This window comes from Nocardia citri, assembly GCF_054065835.1.
The window spans coordinates 83,255-98,988 of record NZ_JBSUQM010000013.1 but is presented as its reverse complement, the minus strand read 5'-3'; the positions used below and the strand labels follow the sequence as shown (position 1 = coordinate 98,988).

The 15,734-nt window shown below is 65.3% G+C and carries 13 protein-coding genes; 3 read left to right on the top strand and 10 right to left on the bottom strand.

Annotated elements, in window-relative coordinates; all coding sequences use genetic code 11:
* Positions 1-27: 27 nt before the first annotated feature.
* From ACW2Q0_RS19280 to ACW2Q0_RS19265, 4 genes are all read right to left on the bottom strand, one after another.
* Positions 28-1,866 (bottom strand): glycosyl transferase, encoded by a 1,839-nt coding sequence (locus ACW2Q0_RS19280; RefSeq protein ID WP_457192028.1) that lies wholly within the window; start codon positions 1,864-1,866, stop codon positions 28-30.
* A gap of 216 nt (positions 1,867-2,082) precedes the next feature.
* Entirely contained in the window at positions 2,083-4,245 is a 2,163-nt protein-coding gene (locus ACW2Q0_RS19275; protein WP_457192120.1) for an arabinofuranosyltransferase, read from the bottom strand.
* 490 nt (positions 4,246-4,735) lie between these two features.
* On the bottom strand, positions 4,736-5,497 hold the full coding sequence (locus tag ACW2Q0_RS19270) for a decaprenylphospho-beta-D-erythro-pentofuranosid-2-ulose 2-reductase (protein WP_457192026.1): 762 nt from the start codon (positions 5,495-5,497) through the stop codon (positions 4,736-4,738).
* The gene (locus tag ACW2Q0_RS19265; protein ID WP_457192024.1) at positions 5,494-6,948 is read right to left on the bottom strand and encodes an FAD-binding protein; all 1,455 of its coding nucleotides are present in this window, start codon (positions 6,946-6,948) and stop codon (positions 5,494-5,496) included. The genes ACW2Q0_RS19270 and ACW2Q0_RS19265 overlap by 4 nt, the downstream gene beginning before the upstream one ends.
* 119 nt (positions 6,949-7,067) lie before the next feature.
* Here ACW2Q0_RS19265 and ACW2Q0_RS19260 point away from each other — a divergent pair, with 119 nt between their 5' ends.
* Positions 7,068-7,559 carry a GtrA family protein gene (locus ACW2Q0_RS19260; RefSeq protein WP_457192022.1) on the top strand — a complete coding sequence of 164 codons (492 nt, stop codon included), beginning with the start codon at positions 7,068-7,070 and terminating at the stop codon, positions 7,557-7,559.
* A 130-nt stretch (positions 7,560-7,689) separates the two neighbouring features.
* On the opposite strand, the gene ACW2Q0_RS19255 is transcribed toward ACW2Q0_RS19260, so the two are convergent.
* The 3 genes from ACW2Q0_RS19255 to ACW2Q0_RS19245 form a co-directional block, all read right to left on the bottom strand.
* Complete coding sequence (locus ACW2Q0_RS19255; RefSeq protein WP_457192020.1) at positions 7,690-8,310, bottom strand: pyridoxamine 5'-phosphate oxidase family protein; 621 nt, start codon at positions 8,308-8,310, stop codon at positions 7,690-7,692.
* A gap of 214 nt (positions 8,311-8,524) precedes the next feature.
* Complete coding sequence (locus tag ACW2Q0_RS19250; protein WP_457192018.1) at positions 8,525-10,702, bottom strand: molybdopterin-dependent oxidoreductase; 2,178 nt, start codon at positions 10,700-10,702, stop codon at positions 8,525-8,527.
* A gap of 121 nt (positions 10,703-10,823) precedes the next feature.
* Positions 10,824-11,273: a hypothetical protein gene (locus ACW2Q0_RS19245; RefSeq protein ID WP_457192016.1), complete on the bottom strand. Its 450-nt coding sequence runs from the start codon at positions 11,271-11,273 to the stop codon at positions 10,824-10,826.
* 353 nt (positions 11,274-11,626) lie between these two features.
* On the opposite strand from ACW2Q0_RS19245, the gene ACW2Q0_RS19240 reads away from it, so the two are divergent.
* Complete coding sequence (locus ACW2Q0_RS19240) at positions 11,627-12,235, top strand: DUF4282 domain-containing protein (protein ID WP_457192014.1); 609 nt, start codon at positions 11,627-11,629, stop codon at positions 12,233-12,235.
* A 216-nt stretch (positions 12,236-12,451) separates the two neighbouring features.
* Complete coding sequence (locus tag ACW2Q0_RS19235; protein WP_457192012.1) at positions 12,452-13,327, top strand: helix-turn-helix domain-containing protein; 876 nt, start codon at positions 12,452-12,454, stop codon at positions 13,325-13,327.
* 159 nt (positions 13,328-13,486) lie between these two features.
* Here the strand turns inward: ACW2Q0_RS19235 and ACW2Q0_RS19230 are convergent, their stop codons facing one another.
* From ACW2Q0_RS19230 to rfbA, 3 genes are all read right to left on the bottom strand, one after another.
* Positions 13,487-13,909, bottom strand: a complete 423-nt coding sequence (locus ACW2Q0_RS19230; protein ID WP_457192010.1) for a MarR family winged helix-turn-helix transcriptional regulator — start codon at positions 13,907-13,909, stop codon at positions 13,487-13,489.
* 212 nt (positions 13,910-14,121) lie between these two features.
* A complete protein-coding gene (locus tag ACW2Q0_RS19225; RefSeq protein ID WP_457192118.1) occupies positions 14,122-14,670 on the bottom strand; it encodes a dTDP-4-dehydrorhamnose 3,5-epimerase family protein in 549 nt (182 codons plus the stop codon).
* Between the two features lie 3 nt (positions 14,671-14,673).
* Positions 14,674-15,546: a glucose-1-phosphate thymidylyltransferase RfbA gene (gene rfbA / locus ACW2Q0_RS19220; protein WP_457192008.1), complete on the bottom strand. Its 873-nt coding sequence runs from the start codon at positions 15,544-15,546 to the stop codon at positions 14,674-14,676.
* Between the last annotated feature and the right edge of the window lie 188 nt (positions 15,547-15,734).

Genomic DNA, 15,734 nt, shown 5'->3' with positions numbered 1-15,734 from the left:
ATGACCCGCGGTGTGCGGGGACGGCCCTTACCGCAGCGAACGGACGTCCCAGAGCCACACGTCGTCGACCTGTCGCGCCGCGATGCCGAGCAGTTGCGTCACGGTGGTGCGCAGCACCTCGGAGTTCTTGGTCGCGGGCAGGACCACGACATCGGCCTGCCAGAAGCGCAGATCATCGAGTGCCTGTGCGCGGGTGTCGTCGCCGATGGGCGGTACGACACCGGTGTCCTGTGCGCCGACGAGCAGGGCCGTGGTCGGGCGGAAGTCCGGTCCGTAGCTGCCCTTCTTGTTCGCGCCGGTCGGGCCGACGAAATAGCCGCCGGCGAGTGCGAAGTCGAAATTCGCGTCGGCCTGCCAGCGCAGGGCCTGCGCCGCCGGCGGACGCGGTGGCGGCACCAGAACCACCGAACCGCCGCTCACGTACTGCTTTACCGTCCCCTCGGCGAAGAACTCCGGAGTAGGTGTGCGCTCGACCACCGGAAGGACGGTCGGCACAAGCGGCACCAAGGCCAAGGCGAGCGCCGGGAACCAGGCGAGCGGACGCCAATCGACCGGCGATCGGCGCCATGAGGTGACCGCCCGCTGGGTCGCCAGGGCCAGTACCGCCGCGATCGCCGGAATAGCGGCCATGGTCAGCCGGGTCTCCAGCACCGTATTGAGCAGCGGGACCACTTCGGCCCAGCGCCAAGGCAATTCGATGCCGGTCGGCACCTTGCCGAGCGTGGCCTGCGCGCCGAGCGAGAGCACCCCGAAGATCACCATCACCGCAGTCGCCGCGCGGACCACCCGGTCGCGCCATAGCAGCGCCACCGTCACGAGCACCAACAGCAGCAGTGGCCAGCCGAAATAGGCGTTCTGCTCGGTATCGTTCATGGACACGTACTGGCCGGGCGCGAACATCCCGCCCAGCGATTCGGCGGGAAATTGGACGATGGCTTTCAGGTCGTTGCCCATCGGCCCGTGGTCGATCGAGCGATAGCTCTGCGGTCCGAAGAACTGCCACCACAGCGGAATTTCGGTGAGCATCAAGGTGATCACCGCCGCCGATGCGACGGTCGGTGCCAGCGCCCGCACCACCTGCCAGCCGGTGCGCGGTGTGGGCAGGTAGTAGACGATGCCGAAAAGTCCGAAGGCGAGCGCGAAGATCAGCAGCGGTTCCTCGCCGAGCGCGATCTGCGTCGCCACCAGCAGGCCGAGTGCGGCGGCATCGCGAACTCGCCTGCGCGGCTTCGGTTCCGCACTTGTCACATGTCGCGCCATGCGGATCAATAGCAGCGCGATAACCGGAAGCAGTACCAGCAGTACGAAATTCGGGTGCGCGTTGGCATGCGAAATCATCGCGGGCGCGAAACCGCAGAACAGCCCGCCGATCGCGGCGGCCAGCCGGGACTGCACCAATTCCCGGGAAAACAGCCAATACCAGGCGAAAGCGGTGGCGGCGAGGCCGAGTGTGAGGACGAGCACGAAGGTGACCGTCGGCCCGAACAGCAGCGTGACCGGCGTCAACGGCACCCCGACCCCGAACATGGCGGTATTGGCCATCATGTTCACCCCAGCCGGGAAGTTCTGCAGATTCGTGCCGAGCGGATTTTTCAGATGCGCCACCGAATGTGCGGTGACCGCGAAGAACCACTCCCACATGGTCTGGTCCTGACCGCTCTTGATCAGGTACCCGCTCTGGGTATTGCGCCATTGTCCGGACAGCACCGTGACGGCCGATGCCAGATAGCCCACCGAGACGACCAGGTCACTGCGAGCGACCCGGATCCGTCTCCGCTCGGCGGTGCGCTGCTCAGGTCTCGCCCCGCCAGCCGGTGTCGATTCCCTGGTGACGACGCCTACTGCTGGTGGTGCCTGGACCTGCAAAACAAACTTCTCCCCGTTGATGGTCAGATCAGCGGTCCACGGTAACCGAATATCCGGTGTGCTGTCCCGCCTCCCCGAGCCTTCGAGCCGGATTCGGTTGCGTCGGCGGTCGGTGCTACGGTGCCGGCCGAGTCAGCCGGTACCCGGTGCGTCGGCCGTATGCTCGCCGCGGCTGTTGCCGTGGTGATGATATGCGGTATATCGGGCACGCGCCGATCAATGGTTAACCACGACCAGCGTGAACGGGCCGATATTCGTGGTGGTGAAGTGCGGGTCCGCGAAGAGTTCCTTGGGGAAGCTCACCGTGTAGCGCTTCACGTTGGGGTCGTTGGGGTAGACGTCCTTGGCCAGGCGCAGGGTGTAGGCATCGCCGCTGCCGCGGAAGAGAAAGGCGTCCGGTGCCCGCCACGGGCTCGTGCCGAGTGCCTCCGCCAGGGCGGCGGACGAGTCCAGCTTGCTCCACGATTCGATGGTGGCGGCGCGGCCCGCGAAATCGGCCAAGGGGTTCGCATAGTGCGAGGTGAGCGCCTGGAAGCCGTAGTAGGGGTAGAAGGACAGGAAGCTGGTGTCGGCGGTGAGGACGACCGATTCCGAGCGTGGCCGGCCGGTCTGTGCCAAGAGTGCGGCATCTATTTCGCGGTAGTACGACGCCGCATCGGGTGCGCGCTTATCGGCGCGTTCGCCGTTGCCGTCGGTATCGGTATAGGCGGTGGTGATCTCCGGCTTCAACACTTGCGGAATGTCCTGGGTGAATGCGAGCGCGCCGACGATCGCGACCACGACGACGGCGAACTCGAGCCGTGCCGGCTTGTTCAATGCCTGGTAGGCGGCGCGCGCGCCCTCGACGAATCCGAATGCTCCGGCCGCCGCCAGCAGCACTTCGAGCACCGGCGTCAACCGGAACGAGAGCAGGGTGGTACCCGCCGCGGTCACCGTCATCGACAGCAGACACCACAGATAGATCGCCACCACGCCGATCCCGAGTGCCTGCGCCCGCCGCGACGATGCGGCCCGCAAGACCAACCACGCCGTCCCGATCAGGAAGAACGCCCCGGAAAGCGAGAACTCCGCCATCGGCAGCGGCAACTGCGCCCCGCCTTCGGGCAGATAGTGGAATGCCGTCCCAGAGCTCGGCATCGTCCCATTGAGCATCTTCAGCACGAACGGCAGCCACACGACCAATGCCACCAGACCCGCGACAGCCCCGATGACAACCAGCCGAACCATCGGCGGCACCGCTGCCCGCCACACCGAACCCGTTCCGCCGCGCTGCGCCCGCACCGCAAGCCCCGCTGAAACCAACCCCATCAGTCCGACCGCGAAGGCCGCCACCGCGAAGTACAACGTGTAGCACGATGCCGCCATCCCGAGGAACAGCCCGGTCCCGATCACCGCGCCCCAGCCACCAGCCGTTGCGCTGCCACCAGCCGTTGCGCCACCGCTGGCCGTAGCGGGACCGACCCCCGCACTGCGGCCCGCGCGACCAGAGGTGACGACACTGCCTGAGGTGGCGGCATCCGAGGTCGCGACACTGATTGCCGTACCACTCGCTGCGGCGTCGCTTCCTGAGGTCGCGGCGGCTCCTGAGGTTATGGTGTCAGTTGAGGTCGCGGCGTCACTCGAGGCTGTACGCCCTGACGCGTCAGCGCCACTCGGTGCCGCAGCACGCGCACTCGCTCCCTCCAGGGGGCGGTACAGCGCCCCCCACGCAAGGATCAACGCGGGCGGCAGCAGCAGCACGATGACCGCGCTGTAGGCCTCGGGCGAGGCATAGGCTACGGTCACCGCGGTCGTCGCCGCACTGACTCCGATCGCCCAGTCGGGGCGAATCAGCTTGGACCACAAGACGAGTGCGATCACCGCGACGACCGCGAGTGAGCCGATGGCGTACGGCTTGAAAGCCTCCCAGCCGTCCATCCCGAGCACATTCGCGACGCGACCGCCGATCCAGAACCATCCGGCCGGATAGAACGGCGGCAGATCGGCGTAGGTCATATCGTGCGGTGCCGCACTATCGGTCAGCCGCGTCAGATATTCGGTGCGGAACTCCTGGTCCACCGAGACACCGAACAGGTACAGCTTGGTCGCGGCCAGCGGCATCCCCAACGTCACGGTGACGAACGTCGAAATCCCGATCCAGGACAGCGCTTTCGCCACCCACGCCCACCGCCGCGCCCGCACCAGCCACATCGCCGCCGCCAACAGCGCCGCGGCCCCGACCTGTCCGACCGTGGTCAACGACCTGGTCACATTGGACGAGTTGAACGCGGGCCACTGCACCATCGAAAACGCCACCAACCCGACGGCGGCCACCACGGCCGCAACCGCTGCGGCCAGCACCGCTTCGCCCACTCCGGAGCCGATATGCCGGATCAGCACAGCCCCCCGACCGCGCGTCGGCACCGACTCCCCGGAGCGCTCTGTCGTCACGGTGCTCAACGGAGTCCTCCATCTTCGATGCGATGCGCCGGTTCGGCGATGCCGAAGCCTTGCGATGTGCGTTCCGCGAGACCCGTGGGGCCGACGATGCCCGGCCGTCGGCAAAGCCGCGCACGGCGCTGATCGCCGGGTGTCCGGCGGCGAGTTGTCCGCAGGTAGTCGCTCACTCGCACCAAGCCTCCGTATCCAGGTCGACCATGATCAGATCGGCTCCGAACCTGCCACGCCTGTGCGCAGGAGCAGGGGGTAGCGGATGGGCCGCACCAGTCCGACGGTATGCCGTCGAGCCGGGTCGATGGTATCGACCGGATCGCATCGCGGCCGTCCGGCCGGCTCGTCGGATCCGCATCGCCGCGCTCATCGCGGATACGAACGAGCCGCACCCGTGCCGCGCGTCGGGGCGCGGTCGACACGGTGCGGCTCGACGAAATCAGATGGGCAGCTTACGGAAGATCGGGCGCGGGATGTGGCGCAGGATCATCATCACGAAGCGGAACGCGCCGGGCGCCCAGACGAGCTCCTTGCCTCGCTGCGACGCCGAAACCGCCAGTGCCGCAATATCTTCCTTGTTGACGGTGAGCGGAGCCTCTTTGACGTGTGCGGAGAACCTGGTCCGCACCATGCCCGGCCGGATCACGAGCACGCGCGGTCCGTGCGGGCGCAGCGCCTCGCCGAGTCCGAGGTAGAAGCCGTCCAGTCCGGCCTTGGTGGACCCGTAGACGAAGTTCGAGCGGCGCACCCGCTCACCGGCCACCGAGGACATTGCGATGATCCGCCCGAAGCCCTGCTTCTTCATCTTCTCACCGACCAGCACACCGACCGAAACCGCCGCGGTGTAATTGACTCCGGCGATCAGCACGGCCTTGCGCTGGTTCTGCCACAGCTCTTCTGGATCGCCGTCGAGGGCGAAGGCGACGATGGCGACATCCACATCGCCGCCGTCCCAGGCCGCGTCGATGACCTTCGGATGGCTCTCGGTCTCGAGCGCGTCGAAGTCGATGACATCGACCTGGGTCGCACCGGCCGCCTTCATGTCGGCGACGGCGTCTTCGCGCAGCGGATCACCCGGCAGTGCGGCCAGGATGATGCGCGCCGGACTCTTGCGCAGGTACTCGGCGCAGATCGCCAAGCCGATCTCCGAGGTTCCGCCGAGCAGCAGGATGGTCTGCGGGTTGCCTACGGCATTAATCACTGGAGCTCCAGCCTTCTCGCCATATCGGACATGAAAACGCCTGTGGGATCGACACTTCGGCGGATCTTGATCCACTCGTCGAGCCGCGGGTACATCTGGTGGAAGGTCTCCGCGGTGGTGCGGGAGTCTTTCGCGGTGTACAGCCGACCACCGAATTCCATCACGCGGCGGTCGAGATCGCTGACGAGCTCGTTGAGGCCGGGCCGGATCGGGAAGTCGCAGCAGATGTTCCAGCCCGGCATCGGAAAGCTCAACGGAGCCGGGTTACCTGGACCGAACAGCTTGAAAACATTCAGCGCCGAGATGTGCCCGGACGCCTGGATATCGATGATGATCTTCTTGAATTCGTCGACCGCTTCGGTCGGCACCACGAACTGGTACTGCAGGAAACCGGCCGGACCGTACGCGCGGTTCCACTCCGCGATCATGTCGAGCGGGTGATAGAACTGGGTCAGGTTCTGGATCTTGCCGGTGTAGGTGCCGCCCATGGCGTAATACGCCTCGCCGACCGCACCCAGGGTGAGGCGGTTCGCGGTGATGCTCGGGAAAATGTTGGGCACCGTCAGCAATTGCGGAGCATCGAACTTCAGCGGATTCTTGCGCTTCTTCTTCGGCAGCTCGTCCACCTTGGCCAGCCGGCCACGCGTGATGCACGCGCGACCCAGCTTCGGCTGTGGGTTCATCACGTCGAACCACGCGCTCGAGTAGGTGTAGTTCGCCTCGCTGCCGTCGCTGTGCGCGGCGATGGTCTCATCGAGCGTCGTGGTCTTCACGCCGTCGTTGAGGAAGTACGCCGTCTCGGTGGGCGCCATCTCGATGGTCGCGCGCAGGATGATGCCGGTGAGTCCGTTGCCACCGACGGTCGCCCAGAACAGCCTGGCATTGCGCTTGGGCGTGATGTGCTGCACCTGCCCGTCGGCGGTGAGCAGCTCGATCGAGCGCACATGGTTGCCGAAGCTGCCCTCGCTGTGATGGTTCTTACCGTGGATATCGGAGGCGATGGCGCCGCCGATGGTCACCTGGCGCGTGCCGGGCAGTACCGGAACCCACAGCCCGAATGGCAGCGCGGCCTTCATGAGCTGGTCCAGGCTGACGCCGCCGTCCACATCGACGATCCGGGTGTCCCGGTCGATCCGGTGGATATTGTTCAGCGCCGTCATATCGACGACGAGGCCGCCCGCGTTCTGCGCGTGATCGCCATAGGAGCGGCCGAGCCCGCGCGCGATGATGCCGCGGCGCAGGTGGGCCGGCTTGGAGTCGTTGTCCTCGGCGACCATGGCGACGGCCTTGGCGATCAGTTCGGGATCGCTGGTCGAGAGCACTTCGGAAGATGTTGGTGCGGTGCGACCCCACCCGGTCAATGTCTTGGTGCGCGTCGGCAGCGTGAAGGTGCCGTCGGCGACATCGCCGGAGTTACCGGTTGTGGTGGCGGTCGGAGCTTTCGTGGACATCGGCATAGAGGCTACATGCATGAGCCGATATCCGGTCGGCGTCGCCGTACTCCCCGGTATGTGAGGTCCGACATCGGTTCCATCGCGCCGGACAAATGTCCAATCGGTGCTCGGTCCGCATGCCCAACGTCACCGGCGTTACGCTCGTCGGCGTGCCAGCCGAACCCCACCTGCCGCTCCCGGCCGAACTGCCGTTGGTCGACGAGCCGGGCGGAACTGATGTCGACCTCAAGACCCAGATCATCCGCTTCACACTTACCGGCGGTCTGTCGGCCATCGTCGACTACGGGATCTACAGCGTCCTGCTGAACCTCATCGGTCTACCGGTCAGTGTCGCCAAATCGATCAGCTTCGTCGCGGGCACCACCACCGCCTACCTGATCAATCGTCGCTGGACCTTCCAGGCTCCGCCGAGCCGCGCCCGCTTCATCGCGGTGGTGCTGCTCTACGCCGTCACCTTCGCGGTCCAGGTCGGCATCAACCAGGTGCTCTACGCCACCCTGCCCGGCGATTGGTGGCGCCAGCCGCTGGCCTTCGTCATTGCCCAGGGCACCGCGACGGTCATCAACTTCGTCGTCCAGCGAGCGGTCATCTTCAAACTCGGTGTCTGATTCGCCGCGCATGCGCTGTGACGACTCGGCTGAGCTGATGGCCGCGCCTTCGCGCGGACGCGAGACGGGCCGCGAACGTCGCTGATAAGACTCGCCCCGTCTGGGCCGAGCATGCGGTTGCGCGGACGAATCAGCGCGGAACGAGGTCGGTGCGGGCCTGCGCCTTCGCCCCGAAGTAATCGCCGCCCTTGGCGCGCAGGTTGTCGGTGCCCCACTCCCGCTGCTCGCGCGCCGCGGGGACCAGATGCGGGATGTGCTTGCGGCAATGGATGTAGGCCTCCGCCACGTCGACCACCACCCAGTGTTCGGCGGTTCGCCCCTTGACGTTTTCGGGTAGCTGCGGGACGTGGTGCCGCAGCGTGGTGTCGTCCACGATCCGGGCCGAACCGTTGATGTGCAATCCGATCAGATCTTGGACGAAATCGATGAGCAGGATGCCTACGTGCGGGTTCTCCAGGATGTTGCCGAGGCTGGCGTGTACGCCGTTGCCGCGGTATTCCGGGTAGGCGACGGTGTGTTCGTCGATTACCTGGAGAAAGCCGGGCAGGCCTGCGCGGAAGCTGGCGTCGCATTCGCCGTGCTTGTCCGCGGTGGCGATGAACGCCATATCCATCCTGGCGATGAATTCGATCATCGCCGGGTTGAGCCGATCGAGTACTTGATCTTGGTAGAAGCGTTCGGCGCGGTCCTGCGTACCGTACCGCTCCTGGAGTTCGTGCTCACCGTCACTGCCACAGCGTGTATCGGGCATCGCGCCCCCTCTGCTAGCTGGAATCCGGCATACCGCAATGGGTTCGACGCCAAGCCTGCGGCTGAACCGAAATCCTGTCCATTTCATTCTGGCAACACAGCTGAATCCACGTTGAGAATGCCCCGAATTCTTGGTAAGCGCAGGGATTTCCCGAATTCTCTACAAGCCGACCGGCCGGAATCTTCAGTTCGCGGCCGGTCGGATCGAGCACAACTCAGGCAGGTGTCAAAGTCACCGGAACGCCATTGAAGACCGCATTTCCGGACGGCACATCCACCATCGAATCATCGGTCAGCACATTGGCATTCACCCCGGCATGCGCCCGAGCCACCGTCTGCGTGCTGTCGGCATGTCCCCAGCCGTGCGGCAAGCTGACCACCCCGGGCATGATCGCCTCGGTCGGTTCCAGCGGTACCGTCAGTGTCCCCGCGGCGGACTTCACCACGGCGGTATCGCCGAGCCCCAACCGTGCCACATCCGCCGGATTGATCTGCAGCGTGCAGGTATTCGATCCGCTGACCAGCGTCGGGATATTGTGCATCCAACTGTTGTTGGACCGCAGCTGACGCCGCCCGATCAACACCACATCCGGCGCGGCATCGGCGAGCCGGGCCCGCATCCGCGCGATATCGTCGAGCAGCGGCCGCGGCGCCAAATCCACCTGCTTCGACGCCGTCCGCAGCACACCGGGCAGTCGCGGCTGCAGCGGTCCGAGATCGACACCGTGCGGATTGTCCAGCAGCACCTGCAGATTCAGCGTGCCGCCGCGCCACTGGCCATACGGTCCGAGCCGCAGCATCAGATCGATGCGCTGTTCGGTGCTGTTCGATCCGATGAGTTCGGGCCGCCGCTGCGGTATGCCCGCCTTGTGCAGCATGCCCGCGATAATCAATTCATCGACGCTGTTCAGCGCGTCCGCTCCGGCGGGCTGCCCGGTGAGCGCGGCCCCGAGCCTGGCCAGGATCTCCGACTCCGACGGTCGGTCGCCGAGCGGGACCAGCGGTCGCGAGTACCGCGCGTAATTGCGAACCGCGAACTGCAGCAACGCGAAATCGTAATGCGGTGACTGTGTCGCTCGTGGCGGCGGCAGGATCACATCCGCATGCCGGGTGGTCTCGTTCAGGTACCGGTCCACACTGACCATGAAGTCCAATTGCGCGAAGGCCGCGTCCAGCCGTGGCCCGCTCGGTGCGGACAGCACCGGATTACCCGCGACGGTCACCACCGTGCGCACCTGTCCCGCGCCCGGTGTGGTGATCTCATCGGCCAGGGTGGCCACCGGCAGTTCACCCATCGCCTCGGGCAACTCGCGCACCCGGCTGGTCCAGCGCCCGGTGCGGAACGGTTTGGTGCGCGGGATGCCACCCGCGGCCGCATTGGCGAACATGGCGCCGCCGGGCGAATCGAGGTTGCCGGTCAACACATTGACGACCTCGACCAACCACTGTGTCAGTGTGCCGAATTCGGCCGTGCAGGTGCCGATGCGCGCATATACCGCCGCGCTCGGGGCCGCCGCCAACTCCTGCGCGAGCCGGATTACCGTCGCCGCGGGAACTCCGGTCCGAGCCGAAACAACTTCCGGCGTGAAATCCGCGGCGGCCGTACGAACTTCGTCGCGCCCCGTGACATCCACGCGGATATCGGTCAGCCCTTGTTCGAATAGCGTGTGCACGATCCCGAACAACAGATAGGCATCGCTACCCGGCCGGATGAACAGATGCTCATCGGCCGACTTCGCGGTCCGCGTTTCTCGCGGATCGACCACCACGAATTTGCCGCCGCGTTTGCGCAATGCCTTCAACCGGCCCGGAAAATCCGGTGCGGTGCACAGTGATCCGTTCGACTCCAGTGGATTGGCGCCCAACATCAGCAGGTAATCGGTGCGATCCAGATCCGGGACCGGCACGGTCAGCGGATCACCGAACATCAACCCGCTCGCCACCTGTTTGGGCATTTGATCGGCGGTACTCGCCGAAAACAGATTCTTGGTGCCGAGTGCCCGGATCAGCACCGGCGCATACAGCGCACCGGCCACGGTATGTGCGTTCGGATTGCCGAGGTACAGCGCCGCCGACTGATTTCCGTGCTCGGCCACGATCGCTGGAAAACGTGCGGCGATGAGATCGAACGCTTCGGTCCAGGACGCGGTGCGCCAGGTATCGGTGGCCCGGTCTCGGATCATCGGTTCGGTCAGCCGGTCCGGATCTTCGTCGAGATGTCCGAAGCTGGCGCCCTTGGGGCAGATGAACCCCTTGCTGAAGGGGTCGTCGCGATCCCCGCGAACCGAGGTCACGTGGTCGTTCGAATCGAGCGTGATCTCGAGTCCGCAGACTGCCTCGCACAGCGGGCAGGTTCGCGACAGCTTCCGGATGCCATCAGTGAGCTGGGCCATAGCCCCCATCATCGCGCGCGATGGATCTGCGCGCATGAGGAAAAGAATGACCGGTATCCGCGGATAGCGGATACCGGTCATCGGTGGGTCAGGGCAGTGCGGACCCCGCCCGATAACTACGTCAGCAGGCGACGACGGTGTTCGTGTCGGCGCTCGCGCGACGCGACAGCGCCGAGCGCACAGCCGCGCCGATCGCGACGACCGGCGGGATCCAGCGCGCCTCGCCCGGAGCCACGCCCCAGCAAGCCTCGCCGGTGGTGAGCTGGGTGGGCGGCAACGGGATGCCGTCGCCGTCGGTGTAGACGGTGGCGCCCGCCTCGCGCAGCGCCTCCAGCGCCATCGCGGCCTTGCGCAGGCCGGTGACCAAGTGGACCTCGCGACGTTCGACGCCCGGAATCTCGATAACCGGACCGGTCAGGTTGTTCGCGCGCAGGAACCGGCGAACCTCGCCGGCCAGCTCACCGCTGATCTCGATACCCGACAGATCCTCATCCGTGATCAGGCAGATTCCGTTGGTCGTTTCAGCGATCGTCCACCCGCGCTGGATGTAGTCCTGCGCCGCGGCAGTCATATCTGCCGCCGATGCGGAAGTCGGAAACGTGGTGCGCACTGTCTTTCTCCATTCCCCGATAGATCTGGGTCCTGCATACGTGGGTGGTATCGGGGCGGGGTGGGGTGGGCGTTACGGGTTGTACAAAAGATCTTGGTGACTGTCGGATTCGTCTCACTCAGTGGTAACCGGCTATCGCTGAGACAGATCCTTTTTAATGGGCGGCACGGCTGTCCCGAGGCAGGTCGGCGCTCGCCTCGTGGCGGCCCGCACGGTTGCTGTGAATCCACTCCTATTGGCGGGGCATCGGATTGGGGGAAGGATCGCCATATGAGTGAGGATCGGGTAGCGACTGGATAGGGGGTGGCGCTCAGGTGACCGGTGAGCGCGCGGGATCGCGAAGTGATTCGACCGGAGGTGACGCTCGAGCGATCGGCGGATCCGATGAGACCAATAGTGTCCGAGCACCGGATGCGGCGGAATTCGAAACCGAATCACGCTGGATCACTTGGAAAGCGACCGCGTCCAAACGGTTCTCGCGTACGGCGGAGTCCGAACCCGCCGAACCATTCGAAAGTCCGCGGGCCTGGAGCGTCGATGCCGCCCGCGGCCTGCTCGACCTGCAATTCCACCGTCCCGCGACCAGGACGCTGTTGCCGCTCGCCTATATGCTCGGTCTGGCCTTCGCGATCGGCATCCCGATCGCGCTGACGGTATTGATATGGCAGGTCTCCGCCGTGCTCGGCGTGCTGACCGCGGTGATCGCGATACCGCTCGGCCTGACCATCGCGGCCGTCGTACGCCTGCTGCTCGAATTCCTGGAGAACGCGTCCAAGCTCGCGACCAAGGTCGAGCACATCGCCGATCTGGCCGACGATCTGTTCCAGGCGCTTTCCGATGTGGCCGAGCCGGTCAACCAGCTCTCCGAAGACGTGCGCGCCGTGCAGTTCTGGCGGTTCCGCAAGCGCGGCGCGCGTAAGTAGAGCCGGACTGGATTGCCCGATCAGCACCTCGAAGAACCGGCACTGTTGAGTCGCTGGCGTGCCTGGGTCACTCATCGTGACCTGTGTCAGATTTACTGTGAAACAATGCTGTTCGGATATCCGGATACCGCTACGGACATCTGAGATGAGGAGCGTCGGACCGGCGGGCACGGGTGGTCACCCGGATGGATTCGGCGCATGGCGCGAGGGGGAAGCATGGCTTTACCGCAGGGCACGACCGGATCGACCATGCCGCGCAGGCAGCTCGGCCGGCATCTGCGTGATCTGCGCAATCGGGCCAGGATGACCACTCGGATGGCCGCCCAGCAGCTCGAATGGTCCGAGGCCAAGATCTGGCGGATCGAAACCGGCCAGACCTCATTGCGCAGTCTGGATGTCGAGGCCATGTGCAAGATCTACGGTGCGCCGACCGATCTCGTCGAACCGCTGACCGCGCTGGCCAAGGAGACCAAGGCCCGGGGTTGGTGGACCGGCTACAGCGATGTCATCGCCGAGGGTTTCGAGGTGTACATCGGTCTCGAGGAGGCCGCGCGTGCCCTGGCCACCTATGAGAACGAGCTGATTCCCGGACTGCTGCAGACCGAGGCCTACGCCCGGGCGCTGCTGAAGTCCGGGCGCCCGCAGGCCTCGGACGCCGAAATCGAACGCCGGGTGCAGCTGCGTATGGCCAGGCAGGCGTTGCTCACGCGCGAGGGTTCGCCGCTGCATCTGGATGTGGTGATCAGCGAGTCGGTGCTGTGGCGGCGGGTCGGCGGCGTCGAGGTGACCGTCGAACAGCTCGCGCAGCTACGGCGCATCTGCAACCTGCCGAATGTGCGAATCCGGCTGGTGCCCTCGGATTCCGGCTATCACGACGGCATGGATTCGGGCCCGTTCGTCCTCCTGGAATTCGCCGATACGGCGCAGGTGGAGCTGCGCGAGCCGCCGGTGGTCTACGTCGAGGCGTTCACCGGACCGGTGTACCTGGACAAGGAACACGAAATCGAGCGCTACCGAAAGGTTTTCGCGAACATCAAGACTGTCGCGGTCGATGCGCGCGCAGGCATCGAAGAGGCGCGCGACAGCATGTGATTTGCCGCGCCTGCGGCGGCCCCCTGCTGTCTCGCGTCCGAACCGTCGAGACTCGCGCTTGCGGCGCATGCGCTTCGACGAATGGGCCGCGAACCTCGCTCGTAAGGCTCCGGTGGTCGGCGGTGTGGATCTGCTCGGCGCCCTATGTATAGGGTCTATTCAGCACTTCTGCCGATTACCCCAGGTTCGCTCGAGCACCTCGCGATGCGTCGGCAGCGCCGCCTCGTAGACCTCGCGGCCCTTCTCGGTCAGGCATACGAAGATCGCGCGCCGGTCCTCGGGGCACATGCTGCGCGAGACGAGTCCGTCGCGCTCCAGCCGCGCCACCGCGCGGGACAGTGCGCTCTGGCTCAGGTAGATGTCGTTGGCGAGGTCGCTCATCCGGTAGTCGCCACAGGCGGCGTCGACCAGCCGGTCCAGCGTCTCGAATTCGCTGAGGCCGATGTCGTGCTTGCCCTGCAGTTCCTTCTCGAGGGCACAGCTCACGGCGGCGTGCCGGTCGAGCAGTTCACGCCACTCCGCGACCAACCCGGTGGACGCCGCATCGCGGCCCGGTAACTGTGTTGTCGACGGCTTCGACATGGCCCTATCCTAATGCTCTACACTGAATGATGCAAACGCATTAAATGCGTAGACATTAAATTTTCCACTCATGACTTCCGCAGTAGCGCGCCCGAGGTGGGCTGGGGTTCGGCGCGCACCATCGGTTCGTTCGTCGGCGCCGCCGGACTCGTCGCGGTAGAAAAAGGTCGAGTTCCCGCTGATCCATCTCGGCATCCTGCGCAAGCCGCGTTTTACGAGAAGGGCGCAGCGGCAGCATCTTTCGGAGATCGGATATACGTCAGCGGCTGTCCGTCCAGACCGACCTTCGGCCATTCGATGCCGAGCCGCGGATCGAAGGCGTCTACATCCCTGTCGAATTCGGGCGTGTACTCGATCGAACAGAGATAGGTGACGGTGGAGTGATCGGCCAGCGACAGGATCGCATGTCCGAGGCCCTCGGACAGGAACATCGAGCGCCGATCGACATCGTCGAGCACCACACTGTCCCACCGCCCATAGGTGGGCGATCCGGGCCGCAGATCGACAACGACATCGAGAAACGCACCCCGCATACAGGTCACATACTTGGCCTGCCCCGGCGGATCCTCGGTGTAGTGGATGCCGCGCAGCACCCCCGCCGCCGAAACCGAGCAGTTGACCTGGCGCAGATCGAATGGCCGACCGGTCACCTTCTCGAATTCCGAGGCCTTGAACGATTCGCAGAACATGCCGCGCTCGTCGCCGAATCGGCGCGGGGTGATCACCCATGCCCCCGGTACGGCGAGTTCACGGAACTCCATCACTCACCAATCCCGTCCGCGCTCGAGCAGATCGAGCAGGTAGGTCCCGTACCCGGAGCGAACCATCGGTTCGGCCAGCGCGCACAGCTGTTCGTCGTCGATGAAGCCCTGCCGCCACGCGACTTCCTCCGGCACACCGATTTTCAGGCCCTGCCGCTGTTCGATGGTGCGCACGTAGTTGGCGGCATCCAGCAGCGAGTCGAAGGTGCCGGTATCCAGCCAGGCGGTGCCGCGGGCGAGTACATCGACGCGCAGCCGATCCTGTTCCAGATAGACGCGATTGATATCGGTGATCTCGTATTCGCCGCGTGCCGACGGTCGCAGGTCGCGCGCGATCTCCACGACATCGTTGTCGTAGAAGTACAGCCCGGGGATGGCGTAGTTGGACCGCGGCACCTTGGGCTTCTCCTCGATCGACACCGCTCGGCCCTCGGTGAATTCGACGACGCCGTAGGCGGTCGGATCCGAGACCCAATACGCGAAGACCGCACCGCCGTCGATGGTGGCGAAGCGTTCGAGGCTGGTGCCGAGGCCCGGTCCGTGGAAGATATTGTCGCCGAGCACCAATGCGGCGCTTTCGCCGCCGATATGATCGGCGCCGAGGACGAAGGCCGTGGCGAGTCCGTCCGGTTCCGGTTGCACCACATAGGTGATCGAGATGCCGAACTGCGAGCCGTCGCCGAGTAGCCGGGTGAACGCGTCGGCGTCCTCCGGGGTGGTGATCACCAGGATGTCCCGGATACCCGCCAGCATGAGCGTCGACAGCGGGTAATAGACCATCGGTTTGTCGTAGACCGGGACCAGCTGTTTGCTCACCCCGCGCGTGATCGGGTGCAACCGAGATCCGGTGCCACCGGCCAAGATGATTCCGCGCATGGTCCCCGAGTCTGCCAGGCGCACCGCGTTGGGCTTCGGCGAGGTTCCGACTCGCCTACAAAATGATCACGAACGTTTGGTAACCCGGCGCAGCGGGCGATATGTGTTGTGTAGGTCATGTGCACACGGTGTTCGGAAATACCTGTGTGTGAGATGTCAGCGTCGACTCTCGTCTGGAGAACCGTTCG